Raw genomic sequence first — 13,001 nt, 5'->3', positions numbered from 1 at the left:
GGCAACATGTACCTCTCCGGCGAGCACCAGACCCTGGTCAAACTGCTGGTCGCGGGACCGTTCGGGGTCGGCAAGACCACGCTCATCCGGGCGTTGTCCGAAACCCCGCCGCTGCACACCGAGGAGGTCATGACCCAGACCGGCGCCGGTGTCGACGATCTCGCCGGTGTCCGGGAGAAGACCACCACCACCGTCGCCATCGACTTCGGACGGCTGACGCTGCCCGGGGACCTGGTGCTGTATCTGTTCGGCACGCCCGGGCAGAAACGATTCCGGCCCCTGTGGCAGGACATCGCCCGCGGTGCGCTGGGCGCCCTCGTCCTCGCCGACACCCGCCGGCTGGCGGACTCCTTCGAGGTGATGGACATCGTCGAGGAGGCCGGGCTGCGCTACGCGGTCGCGGTCAACACCTTCCCCGACGCGCCCCACTACGACGCCGAGAAGCTCCGCGACGCCCTCGATCTGCACCCCGACACACCGCTGGTGATGTGCGATGCCCGCGACCGGGAACAGTCCGTCGACGCGCTGATCGCGCTCGTCGGGCACGTCCTGGCCCACACCCCCGAGGAGAACCCGAACCCGTGACTTCCCCGCACCAGCCGGGAGCCGCGCCGCCACCGGGCTGCCCGGCGCACGCCGCCCCTCCGCAGCAGTACGCGCCGGCGCAGCCCGACGCCCAGACGCCGGTGAAGCTCTACGGACCGGACTTCGCCGCCGATCCGCGCCGTATCTATGCGCAGTTGCGCCAGTACGGCGCGGTGGCACCGGTCGAGATCGCGCCGGAGGTGACCGCGATGCTGGTCACCGACTACCGGGCGGCGCTCGATCTGCTGCACGACGACGCCACCTGGTCCAAGGACTCCCGGGAGTGGATGACGACCGTCCCTCCGGACTCCCCCGTCATGCCGATGCTGATGTGGCGCCCCAACGTCTTCTACGCCGACGGGCCGGCGCACGTGCGCTACCGGGACGTCATCGTCGACAGCTTCAAGCTCGTCGAGCCGCATGAGCTGCGGGCCCGCGTCCACCACGCCGCGGACATGCTGATCCAGCGCTTCGGTGCGCACGGCGAGGTCGATCTGATCGCCGACTATGCGCGGCTGATCCCGCTGTTGATGTTCAACAACCTCTTCGGGCTGCCGGATTCGTACAGCGAACGGCTGATCGCGGCCATCGCGGGCATGCTGGACGGCAACTCCCCCGAGGAGGCCGCCGCCGCCAACGACGCGTTCACCACCTACATCATGGAGCTGGTGGGCGCGAAGAAGGCGCAGCGCGGGCCGGACCTGACCTCCTGGTTCATGGACCACCGCAACGGCCTGAACGACGAGGAGCTGATCCACAACATCATCCTCACGATGGGCGCGGGCAACGAGCCGCTCGCCAACCTCATCGGCAACGCGCTGTCGCGGATGCTCTCCGACGACCGCTACTACAGCACCGTGACCGGCGGTGCGCTCACCGCGCACGACGCGATCAACGAGGTGCTGTGGAACGACCCGCCGCTGACCAACTACTCCGCCCACTTCCCGGTCCGTGACGTCTTCTTCCACGGCACCTGGGTGCGCAAGGGGCAGCTGGTGATGGTGTCGTACGCGGCCGCCAACAGCCAGTTCGACACCACGGGTCAGCCGGGGCCCGGCTCGGGCGGCGGTTCGCACCTGGCCTGGGCGGCCGGTCCGCACGCCTGCCCCGTGAAGCGGCATGCGCTGCTGATCGCCACCACCGCGATCGAGCGGCTCACCGCCTGGCTCTCCGACATCGAGCTCGCCGTGGACGCCTCCACGCTGCAGTGGCGCAACGGCGCGTTCCACCGGGCCCTGGTCTCGCTGCCGGCCCGCTTCACGCCCATCACCCCCGACCAGGCAGGAGCAACTCCATGGCACAACAGGGACAGCGGCCCTACGTCATCGACCCGGTCGGAAGCGACATCCACGGAGAGGCAGCCCGCCTCCGCGCGCTAGGCCCGGTGGCCCGGACCGAACTGCCGGGCGGCATCGAGGCATGGACGGTGACCAGCCACACCCTGCTCAAGCAGCTGCTGACCGACGACCGGGTCTCCAAGAACCCCCGGGACCACTGGCCGGCCTGGCAGCGCGAGGAGGTCCGCAACAGCTGGCTGCAGTCCTGGATCGGCGTCACCAACATGTTCACCGCGTACGGCGCCGATCACCGGCGGCTGCGCAAGCTGATCGCCCCGGCGTTCACCGCCCGCCGCACCGAGGCCATCCTCCCGCGGGTGGAGAGCATCACGCAGGCCTTACTGGCCGACCTCGCCGCCCACCCGGCGGGCGAGCCCCTGGACCTGCGGGCGCGCTTCAACCACCCGCTGCCCATGCAGGTCATCTGCGAGCTGTTCGGCTTCCCGGAGGGCGCGCCGCGCGCCGAACTCGCCCGTCTCGTCACGGCCATCATGGACACCACGGCCACCCCGGAACAGGCCGGCGCCACGGCCGCGGGCGTGTTCGCCCTGCTCAGCGAGCTGGTCGCCGCCAAGCGTGCGCACCCGGGCGAGGACCTGACGAGCCTGCTGGTCTCCGCCCGGGACGACGAGGGCCAGCGGATGACCGAGCAGGAGCTGCTCGACACCCTGCTGCTGGTCATCGGCGCCGGCCACGAGACCACCGTCGACCTGCTGGGCAATGCCGTCCACGCCCTGCTCACCCACCCCGACCAGCTCCAACTGGTGCTCGCGGGCGAGGTCTCCTGGAAGGACGTCATCGAGGAGACCCTCCGCTGGGCCCCGAGCATCGCCAGCCTGCCGCTGCGCTTCGCCGTCGAGGACATCGGCATCCCGGGCGGCCCCACCATCCGCAAGGGCGAGGCGATCCTGCCGGGATACGCCGCGGCCGGCCGCGACCCCGCCTTCCACGGTGACACGGCCGCCGACTTCGACATCCGGCGCACCGACCCGGAGCACCTCGCCTTCGGCCACGGCGTCCACCACTGCCTGGGCGCCCCGCTGGCCCGGATGGAGGCCCGGATCGCCCTCCCGGCCCTGTTCGCCCGCTTCCCCGACATTCAACTGGCCGTTCCGGCCGAGGAGTTGGCGGCAACGGACGGCTTCATCTCGGGTGGCCTGCGCAGTCTGCCGGTACGGCTGACCGCGGGCTGATCCGGCCCGGCCGCCGCCGGTTACCCGGCCCCGTCATCCGCTTTCGGAGGGCGGGGCCGTTGCCGCTTCGGGCTCAGGACGGCGTACGTGCCGCCGCCAGCAGGCGGTGGGTGTCGGCGGGGCGGAGCATCAGCGCGCTGCCGACGGTGCTGAGCACCTCACGCTCCGCGGGCGTGTAGGCGCCGTCGGCGAGCGCGATCCGGGCACCCTGGAGGAGCAGCGCCTCCCGGCCCGCCGGGGCGAGGTGCGGGGCCAGCGGCTCCAGCGACTCGTGGAGCTCTATGGCCAGCGCTGTGCCGCACGGGTCCATGCCCTGGTGGGCACAGCCACCGGCGGCCGCCCCGTCGTAACTCCCGGTCACCCGGCCGGTGTCGGCGGCGAGCGCGGCGAGCAGGGTCAGCAGCTGGTCCTCGGAGCAGTCCGCGAAGCCGGCCGCGCGGACCGTGGCGACGGCGGTGTCGCGGACCGCACGCGACGAGGTGCCGCCCGCCGCCAGCAGCGCCAGGGTGAGGGTGTGGACGGCGTCCCTGAGCATCGCGGAGAAGCGGACGGTGGTGGGGTGGTCGAGGGCGTCCGGGCCGAAGTGGCCGCGGCAGGCGGAGCACTCCAGGACGGGTCCGGCGGCGCCGCGGGAGAGCAGCGGGACGCCGAGGACGGTGAGCCGGCGGCGGCCGGTCCGGCGGAGGTAGTTGCGGTCCCCGCCGCAGTCCGGACAGAAGAACTCGCCGTCGGCGACGGTACGCCAGGACGTGCGCACGCCCATCACACACATCTTGTGCATCTCGTCAGCCCTCCGTAACTGCCCCGTAGCCCTCACAGCACGGAAGACACCCCATGGCCCCGTCGCCGTATGGGACGTGATGTTAGCCACATGTGTGATGTGGCGTCAGCATCTCGTATCGGACAACTGGCCGGATGACTGAAGGCCCCGTCCTGCCCCGGAGGGGCGGGACGGGGCCTCGTCGGCGCCCTGGAGGGACCCGGCCGCCGCGCGTCGGCCGAGGTCGCCGGGCGTACGGGGTCAGCAGCGCTCCGGCGGCGTCAGCCTTGCGGGGCCGTCAACAGCCCGGGGTGCGTGCCCCCTCCGCGCTGGAGGACCTTGGCCACTTCCCGGGCCTGGTTGTCCAGTCCGCGGGCGTTGGGGTGGACCAGGGTGCAGGCCTCGCCGGTGCCGGGGATGTCGTTGCACAGCTCCGTCGGCGGGTCGGTCTGGTCGCCGTCACCGGTGAGGTTGTCCCTGATCCCGTACATCCACTTCGCGTCCCCGCTCTGGCAGACGCCGTGGCCCACGCTGGACTCGTAGGTGTCGGCATAGGTCGCGTTCTGGTGGCCGGCGTGCCGGTGCAGCAGGTCGTTCAGGCGCCGTTCGAGCCCGTCCAGCCAGGGCATATCGCCCTTCTTGACGCTGCCGAGCTGGTTCCAGTGCAGGAAGCTGCAGCCGGAGTTGTCCGGAACGATGGCCGGATAGCCGACGACGACGACCCTGGCATGCGGCGCGGCCTCGTGGATCGCCGTCATCATGCGGCCGAAGTCGGCGTCGACCTGCGCGAAGCGGTCCTGCAGCCAGTCCGCCCCCGCCCCGCTGCCGGTGTAGTAGTCGGTACAGGGCTTGGTCTTCAGGGGCTGAGTGAGCCCGAGTTCGAGGCACTTGCCCAGGATGCCCCCGAAGCCGAGGGAATTGCCGCCGATGCCGATGGTGACGAAGTCGGTGTCCAGGGACAGGGCCTCCAGCTGCGGAGGCAGCTCGGGCCAGCCCCCCTCGGGCGGGATCGTCGGCGGGCCGAGGATCTTCTCGGACGGCTGGGGCTCCAGAATCCCGTCGACGATCTCGGCCGCTCCGCAGGTCACGTCTCTCAGCCGGTAACCGAACCGCTCCGCCACCTGGTGGGGGTAGTTGCGGTACGAGCGGCCGCAGCCGTCGCCGGCGTCCCAGGGGCGGACGAACACACCGGCGCTGTACGAGTCGCCGAGCGCGACGTACTCCGGACGGTCGGCCGCCGGGACCGGTGCTCCGGTCGCCGCCGGTGCGAGGGCTGATGCCACCACGGCGAGAGCGGCGGCTCCCGCCAGAGCCAGCCGGGAGAGTGCGGGCATGCGAAATCTGGTCATCTGCACGTCCTTGGCGTACGCGCCGCGGCCTGTCCGACCGGCGCTCATCACCAAAAGTACCAACTCAATTACGCAGAGTTACTCCCGCGGATTCCAAACCCCACCTTCAGGTGGCAGTGCCGCACCACGGCGCGCCCCCGCAGCCCGGTGGGGGCTGCGGGGGCGCCTTGAGCAACTCAGTGCTCGGGTCCGCTGGTCGGGGCCGTCCGGCAGGTCAGCGCGCGGCGCGGTTGACCGCCGAGGCGACCGCCTTGATCGAGGCGCGGACGATGTTGGCGTCGATACCGACGCCCCACAGCACCTTGTCGCCGATCGCGCACTCGACGTACGCGGCGGCCTGGGCGCCGGCGCCCTCGCTCATGGTGTGCTCGACATAGTCCAGTACGCGCACGTCCGCGTCGATCGCGGCCAGCGAGTCGATGAACGCGGCCAGCGGACCGTTGCCGGTACCGGTCAGCACGGTGTCCGCGCCGTTGACGACCGCCTCGACGGTGAGCGCGTCGGTGCCCTCGGTCGTGGTCGAGGTCTGGGCGGAGCGCAGCGCGATCCGGCCCCAGGCGTTCTCCGGCGTGGGCAGGTACTCGTCCTGGAAGGCGGACCAGATGGCGGCCGGCGTGACCTCGCCGCCCTCGGTGTCGGTCTTCTCCTGGATGATCCGGGAGAACTCGATCTGCATCCGGCGCGGCAGGTCCAGCTTGTGGTCGTTCTTCAGGACGTAGGCGATACCGCCCTTGCCGGACTGCGAGTTGACGCGGATGACGGCCTCGTAGGAGCGGCCGACGTCCTTCGGGTCGATGGGCAGGTACGGAACCGCCCACTCGATGTCGTCGACGCTCTTGCCGGCGGCGGTGGCCGCGGCCTCCATGGCGTCGAAGCCCTTCTTGATGGCGTCCTGGTGGGAGCCGGAGAAGGCGGTGTAGACCAGATCGCCCGCGTAGGGGTGGCGCGGGTGGATCTCCATCTGGTTGCAGTACTCGCTGGTGCGACGGATCTCGTCGATCTGCGAGAAGTCGATCTGCGGGTCGACGCCCTGGGAGAACAGGTTCATGCCCAGCGTCACCAGGTCGACGTTGCCGGTGCGCTCGCCCTGCCCGAACAGGCAGCCCTCGATGCGGTCGGCGCCCGCCATGATCGCCAGCTCGGCGGCAGCGACCGCGGTGCCCCGGTCGTTGTGCGGGTGCACCGACAGGCATACGTGCTCGCGGCGGGACAGGTTGCGCGACATCCACTCGAAGCGGTCCGCGTGCGTGGACGGCGTCGAACGCTCCACGGTGGCGGGCAGGTTCAGGATGATCTCGCGGCCCTCCTCGGGCTGCCAGACATCACAGACCGCCTCACAGACCTCCAGGGCGAAGTCCAGCTCGGTGTCGGTGAAGATCTCCGGGCTGTACTGGTAGCCGAAGATCGTCTCGTCGCCGAGGATCTTGTCGGCGTACTCCATGACGAGCCGGGTGCCGTCCACGGCGATCTGCTTGACCTGCTCCTTCGTGCCGCGGAAGACGACGCGGCGGAAGGTGGGCGCGGTGGCGTTGTACAGGTGCACCGTGGCGCGGTGGGCGCCGCGCAGCGACTCGACGGTCCGCTCGATCAGCTCCTCGCGGGCCTGCGTCAGGACGGAGATCGTCACGTCCTCGGGGATCGCGCCCTCTTCGATGATGGAGCGGACGAAGGCGAAGTCGGTCTCACCGGAGGACGGGAAGCCGACCTCGATCTCCTTGTAGCCCATGCGCACCAGCAGATCGAACATCTCGCGCTTGCGGGCCGGCGACATCGGGTCGATCAGCGCCTGGTTGCCGTCCCGCAGGTCGGTCGACAGCCAGCGGGGCGCGGCGGTGATGCGGTTGTCCGGCCAGGTGCGGTCCGGGATGTCGACCGCTTCGTAGCGGCTGTACCTGTGGACCGGCATGCCGGAGGCCCGCTGCAGCTGCGTCGCGTTCGTCACCGGGGTGCGGCGGCCGACGGCATGATCTGCGGGGTTCGACGGATTCGACATGGTGCGTGGGGCTCCTCGTATTCCGCTGGGGTCCCTCTGCTCACGGGGAGTCAGGAGGGGGCCGACGGGGCGACAAGATCGCAACACCGAACTCCGCGGGGAGGGGGTCGGCCTACGACTACAGGCCCTCGCCGCGGCAGCTAAGGAGAAGCAGCCCGAAACGCATGATGCACAGCACCCTAGCTGAGGTATGTCATGTATGGCGGTGGCGTATCAGTATGCGGGACGGGACGCCCCGGAGGACATAAATGCGACTAACCACACTTTTCCGGGAATTTCAGCCGCAGGCAGTGACAGCTGCATTACACAGTGCCACCGTCTAATCATGGACCTCAACAACGCGACGTCAGAGGCGGCCAGCTGCGGCTCGCCCGTGTTCTGCACGATCATCCCTCCGCACATTCTCGACAACCTGGCCCAGTCCGACGACCCGGCCCGGCACGAGCCCGCTCGCCGCACCCTGGAACACGACCACGTGCAGCGCGCCCAGCGCCGCGAGATCGCCGCCCGCGACCTCACCCCCGGCGAGCCCGGGGCCGCCGCCGACAAGCCGAAGCGCACCATCTACGACGCCCGCCACGGGACGACCCTGCCCGGCCACAAGGTGCACTCGGAGTCCGACGGCCCCGCCAAGGACGCCTCCGTCAACCGCGCCCACGCCGGCCTCGGCGCCACCTTCGAGCTCTACCTCAAGGTCTACGGCCGCAAGTCCATCGACGGCGCCGGCCTGCCGCTCAATGCCACCGTCCACTACGGCCAGCGCTACGACAACGCCTTCTGGGACGGCGAGCGGATGGTCTTCGGCGACGGCGACAACGACCTTTTCAAGGACTTCACCATCCCCGTCGACGTCATCGGCCACGAGCTGACCCACGGCGTCACGCAGTACACCGCCAACCTCGATTACGAGAACCAGCCCGGCGCCCTCAACGAGTCCGTCTCCGATGTCTTCGGCGTGCTGATCAAGCAGTACGCGCTGGGCCAGACCGCCGACCAGGCCGACTGGCTGGTCGGCGCCGAGCTGCTCGGCCCGAACGTCACCGGCAAGGCCCTTCGCTCGATGAAGGCCCCCGGCACCGCGTACGACGACGACGTCCTCGGCAAGGACCCGCAGCCCGCCACGATGAAGGGCTACGTCCACACGACCGGCGACAACGGCGGTGTGCACATCAACTCCGGCATCCCCAACCACGCCTTCTATCTGGCGGCCTCCGCGCTCGGCGGCAAGGCCTGGGAGCGGGCCGGCCAGGTCTGGTACGACGTCCTGACCGGCGGCAAGCTCGCCAAGAACGCACAGTTCGCCGACTTCGCCGGGCTCACCATCAAGGCCGCCCAGGCCCGCTTCGGCGCCGGCGCCGAACACGACGCCATGGTCAAGGCCTGGAACCAGGTCGGCGTGACCCCCAAGTAGCACGGCGCGGGTACGAGGTCCGCGGGGCGGGGACTCGGCAGCGGGTCCCCGCCCCGCGCACGCGCGCGGAGCCGCCCCGCGCCCCGCCCGCGCACGCATACCGTGCCCCCGCGGGGTAGAAGTCCGGGTAAGACGTCTGTCGTCCAAGGAGCCCGTTATGCGCATCCACGTCCATCGCACCGGCGGTTTCAGCGGCGTCGACCGCCGCGCCGAGATCGACACCACGGGCCGCGACGACGCCGCGGACTGGCGGACCCTGGCCGACAAGGCCGTCGCCACCGCCCGCACCGAACCCCCCGTCGGGGTCCCGGACGGCTTCAGCTACCAGATCACGGTCGACGGCCGGACGGTGTACTGCTCCGATCCGCGGCTCACCGAGGAACAGCGGACGCTGATCACCAAGGTGATGAAGGAAGGCTCGTAGGCGGCATCGGCCGGCTCCGCAGCACCGGCCGCCGACCGGCCCGCCCTGAGCCCAACTCCCCTGCACCGCCGCCCCCTTGACACTGTTACCGGCGGTTACAAGGATCTCGTCCATGACGACGGTGCCGGACCACTCGCTGCCCCTGCCCCGCTTCCCCCGTGACTTCGTGTGGGGGGTGTCGACGTCCGCCGCGCAGATCGAAGGGGCGGTGGGCGAGGACGGGCGGGGACGGTCCGCGTGGGACGTGTTCGCGGCGGAAGCCGGGAGGATCAAGGACGGGTCCGATCCGCGGGTGGCGACCGATCACTACCACCGGTACCGCGAGGACGTGGCGCTGCTGGGGGAGCTCGGGGTCGGGGCCTACCGGTTCTCGGTGGCGTGGCCGCGGGTGGTGCCGGACGGGAGCGGGGCGGTCAACGGGGCCGGGCTGGACTTCTACGACCGGCTGGTGGACGAGCTGCTGGCGGCGGGGGTCGCCCCCGTGCCGACGCTGTTCCACTGGGACACTCCGCAGGCGCTGGAGGAGCGCGGCGGCTGGCTCGTCCGGGAGACGGCCGAGCGCTTCGCGGCGTACGCGGAGGTGGTGGCGGGGCGGCTCGGGGACCGGGTGGAGCGATGGATCACGCTCAACGAGCCGGCCGAACTGACCCTGCTGGGTTACGGGTTGGGGAAGCACGCGCCGGGGCGGCAGCTGCTGTTCGAGGCGCTGCCGGCGGCGCATCACCAGCTGCTGGGCCACGGGCTGGCGGTCCAGGCGCTGCGGGCCCAGGGGGCGAGGAACATCGGGATCGCCAACTCACACGGGCCGACCTGGCCGGCGAGCGCGGCGGAGGCGGACACCGCGGCGGCCGACCTCTACGACCTGCTGCTCAACCGGCTGTTCGCGGAGCCGCTGCTGCTCGGGAGGTATCCGGACGAGGAGCTGGCGGGGCTGCTGCCGGGGCCGGTCGCCGAGGATCTGCGGATCGTCTCGCAGCCGCTGGACTGGTACGGGATCAACTACTACCAGCCGACGCTGGTGGGTGCCCCGGCGGCCGAGGGCTCCGGACCGGCCTCCTTCGGCGGGATCCGGCTGCCCCCCGAGCTGCCCTTCGCGCCCCGTGAGATCCCGGGGTATCCGCGGACCGACTTCGGGTGGCCGGTGGTGCCTCAGGCGCTGACCGAGCTGCTGGTGTCGTTCCGGGAGCGGTACGGGGACCGGCTGCCGCCCGTCGTGATCACCGAGAACGGGTGCGCGTACGAGGGCATCGAGGACGGGGAGCGGATCGCGTTCCTGGACGGGCATCTGCGGGCGCTGCACGCGGCCATGGACGCCGGGGTGGAGGTCCGCGGGTACTTCGTCTGGTCGCTGCTGGACAACTTCGAGTGGGCGGAGGGGGTCGCGCGGCGCTTCGGGCTGGTGCACGTGGACTACGCGACGCTGCAGCGGACGCCCAAGGCCTCGTACCACTGGCTGCGGGACGCCCTGCGGGAGCAGGCCCGGGGGTGAGCGCACCGGCGGCTCCCCAGGCGCCGTCGGAGCCGGTCGGGCCGGGCTGGACGGCCGCGCTGTCGCTGGCCAACGGGGCGATCTGGGCCGGGTGGTACGGGCCGCTGCAGATCCTGCTCGCCCTGCAGGCCGCGGAGCTGGCGCCGGCCGGAGTGCCGAAGGAATCGGTGCTGGCGTGGGTGACGGGGCTGGGGGCCGCCGTCTCGATGGTGTGCAATCCGCTGGCCGGGGCGTTGTCGGACCGTACGGCCTCACGGTTCGGGCGGCGCAGGCCGTGGATCCTCGCGGGCGTGCTGGGCGGGGCCGGCGCGCTGGTGCTGCTGGCCGGGGCGGGCACGGTGGCGGGGATGACGCTGGGGTGGTGCCTGGTGCAGCTCACCCTGAACGCGGCGTTCGCGGCGATCACGGCGGCGGTGCCCGACCGGGTGCCGTACCGGCAGCGGGGCGCGGTGGGCGGCTGGCTGGGGGCCGCGCAGATCCTCGGGGTGGTGGCGGGTACGGGGCTGGCGACGGCCGCGGGCGGGGTGCGCGCGGGCTATGCCGCCTGTGCCGGCTTCACGCTGCTGGGGGCCCTCCCGTACGTGCTGCTGCACCGGGACCCGGTGCTGCCGGCCGCGCGGAGGCCGGCGCTGACCCCGCGGACGCTGCTCGCATCGTTCTGGATCGGCCCGCGCCGCCATCCCGATCTGGGGTGGGCCTGGCTGACGAGGTTCCTGATCAACCTCGGCAACGCCCTGGCCCTGCTGTATCTCCTGTACTACCTGCGGGATGTGCTGCGGCTGCCGGACCCGGGCGGTGGGGTGCTGGTGCTGACCGCGGTCAACGGGGTGACCTTGCTGGGCACGGTGGTGGCCGGGGGGTTCTGGTCGGACCGGGTCGGGCGCCGGCAGCCGTTCGTGCTGGGGGCCGGCGTGCTCATGGCGGTGGCGACCGCGATGCTGGCCGGGTGGCAGACGTGGGCGGGGGCGCTGTGCGCGGCGGCGCTGCTCGGCGTCGGGTTCGGCGTCTTCACGTCCGTCGACTTCGCGCTGATGACGGATGTGCTGCCGGCCGCCGCCCACCGCGGCAAGGACATGGGCGTCCTCAACATCGCCAACTCGCTGCCGCAGGTGGCCGCCCCCGCGCTGGCCGGGCCGCTCGTGCACGACCTCGGTGGCTACCGGGTGCTGTACTTCACCGCCGCGGCGGTCGGGCTGCTGGGGGCGCTGCTGGTGCGCAGGATCCGGGGCGTGCCGTAGGGGGACCGCCCGCGGGGCCCGGCGGGGCTCAGAAGCCCAGCTTGCGCAGTTGCTTGGGGTCGCGCTGCCAGTCCTTGGCGACCTTGACGTGCAGATCGAGGAAGACGGGCGTGCCCAGCAGGGCCTCGATGTGCTTGCGGGACTTGGTGCCGACCTCCTTCAGGCGCTTGCCCTTGGGGCCGATGATGATGCCCTTCTGGCTGGGGCGCTCGATGTAGACGTTGGCGTGGACGTCGAGGAGGGGCTTGTCGGCGGGGCGGTCCTGGCGCGGCAGCATCTCCTCGACGACCACCGCGATCGAGTGCGGCAGCTCGTCGCGTACGCCCTCCAGCGCGGCCTCGCGGATCAGCTCGGCGACCATGACCTGCTCGGGCTCGTCGGTGAGGTCGCCCTCGGGGTAGAGCGGCGGACTCTCGGGGAGCATCGGGACGAGCAGGTCCGCGAGGAGCGACACCTGGGTGGCCCCCACCGCCGAGACCGGGATGATCTCGGCCCATTCGATGCCCAGCTCCTTGCCGAGCTGGTCGATGGCGATCAGCTGGGCGGCCAGCGCCTTGGAGTCGACCAGGTCGGTCTTGGTGACGATGGCGACCTTGGGGGTCTTCTTGATGTCGGCCAGCTCGGCCGCGATGTAGCGATCGCCGGGGCCGATCTTCTGGTCGGCGGGCAGGCAGAAGCCGATCACGTCGACCTCGGACCAGGTGGTGCGGACCACGTCGTTCAGCCGCTCGCCGAGCAGGGTGCGCGGCTTGTGCAGCCCCGGGGTGTCGACGAGGACCAGCTGGGCCTCGGGGCGGTGGACGATGCCGCGCACCGTGTGCCGGGTGGTCTGCGGGCGGTTGGAGGTGATGGCCACCTTCGTGCCGACGAGAGCGTTCGTGAGGGTGGACTTGCCCGCGTTGGGGCGACCGACGAAGCAGGCGAAGCCGGCGCGGTGCGCGGCGGAGGACTCTGTACGAACGCTCATGGCGCCCATTCTCCCCGATCCCGGGCTCGGCTCCGACCACCAGACGAGTAAGTCCTATCTCCTTTCGTCCGCCCGTAGGGCGGGGCCCGCGGCGTCTGGTGCGTGCGATCGCAAGGCGGAGGGTCGTCCCGGTACTGGGTGTACCGGGATGATCCCGACAACGCAGCGAGCGTGCGTGCCAGACGCCGCGGGCCCCGCCCTACGGGCGGACGAAAGGAGATAGGACTTACTCGTCTAGGCGCACCGTGCCCGGCG

The 13,001-nt window shown here is 71.3% G+C and carries 11 protein-coding genes; 7 read left to right on the top strand and 4 right to left on the bottom strand.

Annotation, left to right across the window (positions count from 1 at the left end; translation table 11 throughout):
• The first annotated feature begins 6 nt into the window (after nucleotides 1-6).
• From EST54_RS16380 to EST54_RS16370, 3 genes are read left to right on the top strand one after another with little or no spacing between them, the layout of a single operon-like run.
• Entirely contained in the window at nucleotides 7-585 is a 579-nt protein-coding gene (locus EST54_RS16380) for a GTP-binding protein (RefSeq protein WP_129248404.1), read from the top strand.
• Nucleotides 582-1,964: a cytochrome P450 gene (locus EST54_RS16375; protein WP_129248373.1), complete on the top strand. Its 1,383-nt coding sequence runs from the start codon at nucleotides 582-584 to the stop codon at nucleotides 1,962-1,964. Before EST54_RS16380 ends, EST54_RS16375 begins: the two co-directional genes overlap by 4 nt.
• On the top strand, nucleotides 1,880-3,115 hold the full coding sequence (locus EST54_RS16370) for a cytochrome P450 family protein (RefSeq protein WP_129248372.1): 1,236 nt from the start codon (nucleotides 1,880-1,882) through the stop codon (nucleotides 3,113-3,115). Before EST54_RS16375 ends, EST54_RS16370 begins: the two co-directional genes overlap by 85 nt.
• A gap of 73 nt (nucleotides 3,116-3,188) precedes the next feature.
• Here EST54_RS16370 and EST54_RS16365 read toward each other — a convergent pair whose 3' ends face one another.
• The 3 genes from EST54_RS16365 to leuA form a co-directional block, all read right to left on the bottom strand.
• Nucleotides 3,189-3,896, bottom strand: coding sequence for a TerB family tellurite resistance protein (locus EST54_RS16365; RefSeq protein WP_129248371.1), 708 nt, complete (start codon nucleotides 3,894-3,896; stop codon nucleotides 3,189-3,191).
• Between the two features lie 260 nt (nucleotides 3,897-4,156).
• A complete protein-coding gene (locus EST54_RS16360; protein WP_239012358.1) occupies nucleotides 4,157-5,224 on the bottom strand; it encodes an SGNH/GDSL hydrolase family protein in 1,068 nt (355 codons plus the stop codon).
• Nucleotides 5,225-5,438: 214 nt separating this feature from the next.
• Nucleotides 5,439-7,217 (bottom strand): 2-isopropylmalate synthase, encoded by a 1,779-nt coding sequence (leuA, locus tag EST54_RS16355; RefSeq protein WP_129248370.1) that lies wholly within the window; start codon nucleotides 7,215-7,217, stop codon nucleotides 5,439-5,441.
• Between the two features lie 325 nt (nucleotides 7,218-7,542).
• On the opposite strand from leuA, the gene EST54_RS16345 reads away from it, so the two are divergent.
• The 4 genes from EST54_RS16345 (at nucleotide 7,543) to EST54_RS16330 (ending at nucleotide 11,779) form a co-directional block, all read left to right on the top strand.
• Nucleotides 7,543-8,628 (top strand): M4 family metallopeptidase, encoded by a 1,086-nt coding sequence (locus EST54_RS16345; protein ID WP_129248369.1) that lies wholly within the window; start codon nucleotides 7,543-7,545, stop codon nucleotides 8,626-8,628.
• 157 nt (nucleotides 8,629-8,785) lie between these two features.
• Nucleotides 8,786-9,052, top strand: coding sequence for a protealysin inhibitor emfourin (locus tag EST54_RS16340; RefSeq protein ID WP_129248368.1), 267 nt, complete (start codon nucleotides 8,786-8,788; stop codon nucleotides 9,050-9,052).
• Between the two features lie 112 nt (nucleotides 9,053-9,164).
• Nucleotides 9,165-10,541, top strand: coding sequence for a GH1 family beta-glucosidase (locus EST54_RS16335; protein WP_129248367.1), 1,377 nt, complete (start codon nucleotides 9,165-9,167; stop codon nucleotides 10,539-10,541).
• Nucleotides 10,538-11,779, top strand: a complete 1,242-nt coding sequence (locus EST54_RS16330) for an MFS transporter (RefSeq protein WP_129248366.1) — start codon at nucleotides 10,538-10,540, stop codon at nucleotides 11,777-11,779. Before EST54_RS16335 ends, EST54_RS16330 begins: the two co-directional genes overlap by 4 nt.
• A gap of 28 nt (nucleotides 11,780-11,807) precedes the next feature.
• Here EST54_RS16330 and era read toward each other — a convergent pair whose 3' ends face one another.
• A complete protein-coding gene (gene era / locus EST54_RS16325; protein WP_372448095.1) occupies nucleotides 11,808-12,755 on the bottom strand; it encodes a GTPase Era in 948 nt (315 codons plus the stop codon).
• Nucleotides 12,756-13,001 lie beyond the last annotated feature (246 nt).

The organism is Streptomyces sioyaensis, from assembly GCF_004122735.1.
GTDB classification, from domain to species: Bacteria; Actinomycetota; Actinomycetes; order Streptomycetales; family Streptomycetaceae; genus Streptomyces; species Streptomyces sioyaensis.
Note: the sequence above shows the minus strand (reverse complement) of the source record. Positions and strands in the feature narration are given on the sequence as shown.

Excerpts from the sequence above, each read along its gene's own strand:
- EST54_RS16335 (WP_129248367.1), top strand. The coding sequence starts at position 9,165 with ATGACGACGGTGCCGGACCACTCGCTGCCCCTGCCCCGCTTCCCCCGT.
- EST54_RS16380 (WP_129248404.1), top strand. The coding sequence starts at position 7 with ATGTACCTCTCCGGCGAGCACCAGACCCTGGTCAAACTGCTGGTCGCG.
- EST54_RS16365 (WP_129248371.1), bottom strand. The coding sequence starts at position 3,896 with ATGCACAAGATGTGTGTGATGGGCGTGCGCACGTCCTGGCGTACCGTC.
- EST54_RS16360 (WP_239012358.1), bottom strand. The coding sequence starts at position 5,224 with ATGACCAGATTTCGCATGCCCGCACTCTCCCGGCTGGCTCTGGCGGGA.
- EST54_RS16340 (WP_129248368.1), top strand. The coding sequence starts at position 8,786 with ATGCGCATCCACGTCCATCGCACCGGCGGTTTCAGCGGCGTCGACCGC.
- EST54_RS16345 (WP_129248369.1), top strand. The coding sequence starts at position 7,543 with ATGGACCTCAACAACGCGACGTCAGAGGCGGCCAGCTGCGGCTCGCCC.
- leuA (WP_129248370.1), bottom strand. The coding sequence starts at position 7,217 with ATGTCGAATCCGTCGAACCCCGCAGATCATGCCGTCGGCCGCCGCACC.
- EST54_RS16370 (WP_129248372.1), top strand. The coding sequence starts at position 1,880 with ATGGCACAACAGGGACAGCGGCCCTACGTCATCGACCCGGTCGGAAGC.
- era (WP_372448095.1), bottom strand. The coding sequence starts at position 12,755 with ATGGGCGCCATGAGCGTTCGTACAGAGTCCTCCGCCGCGCACCGCGCC.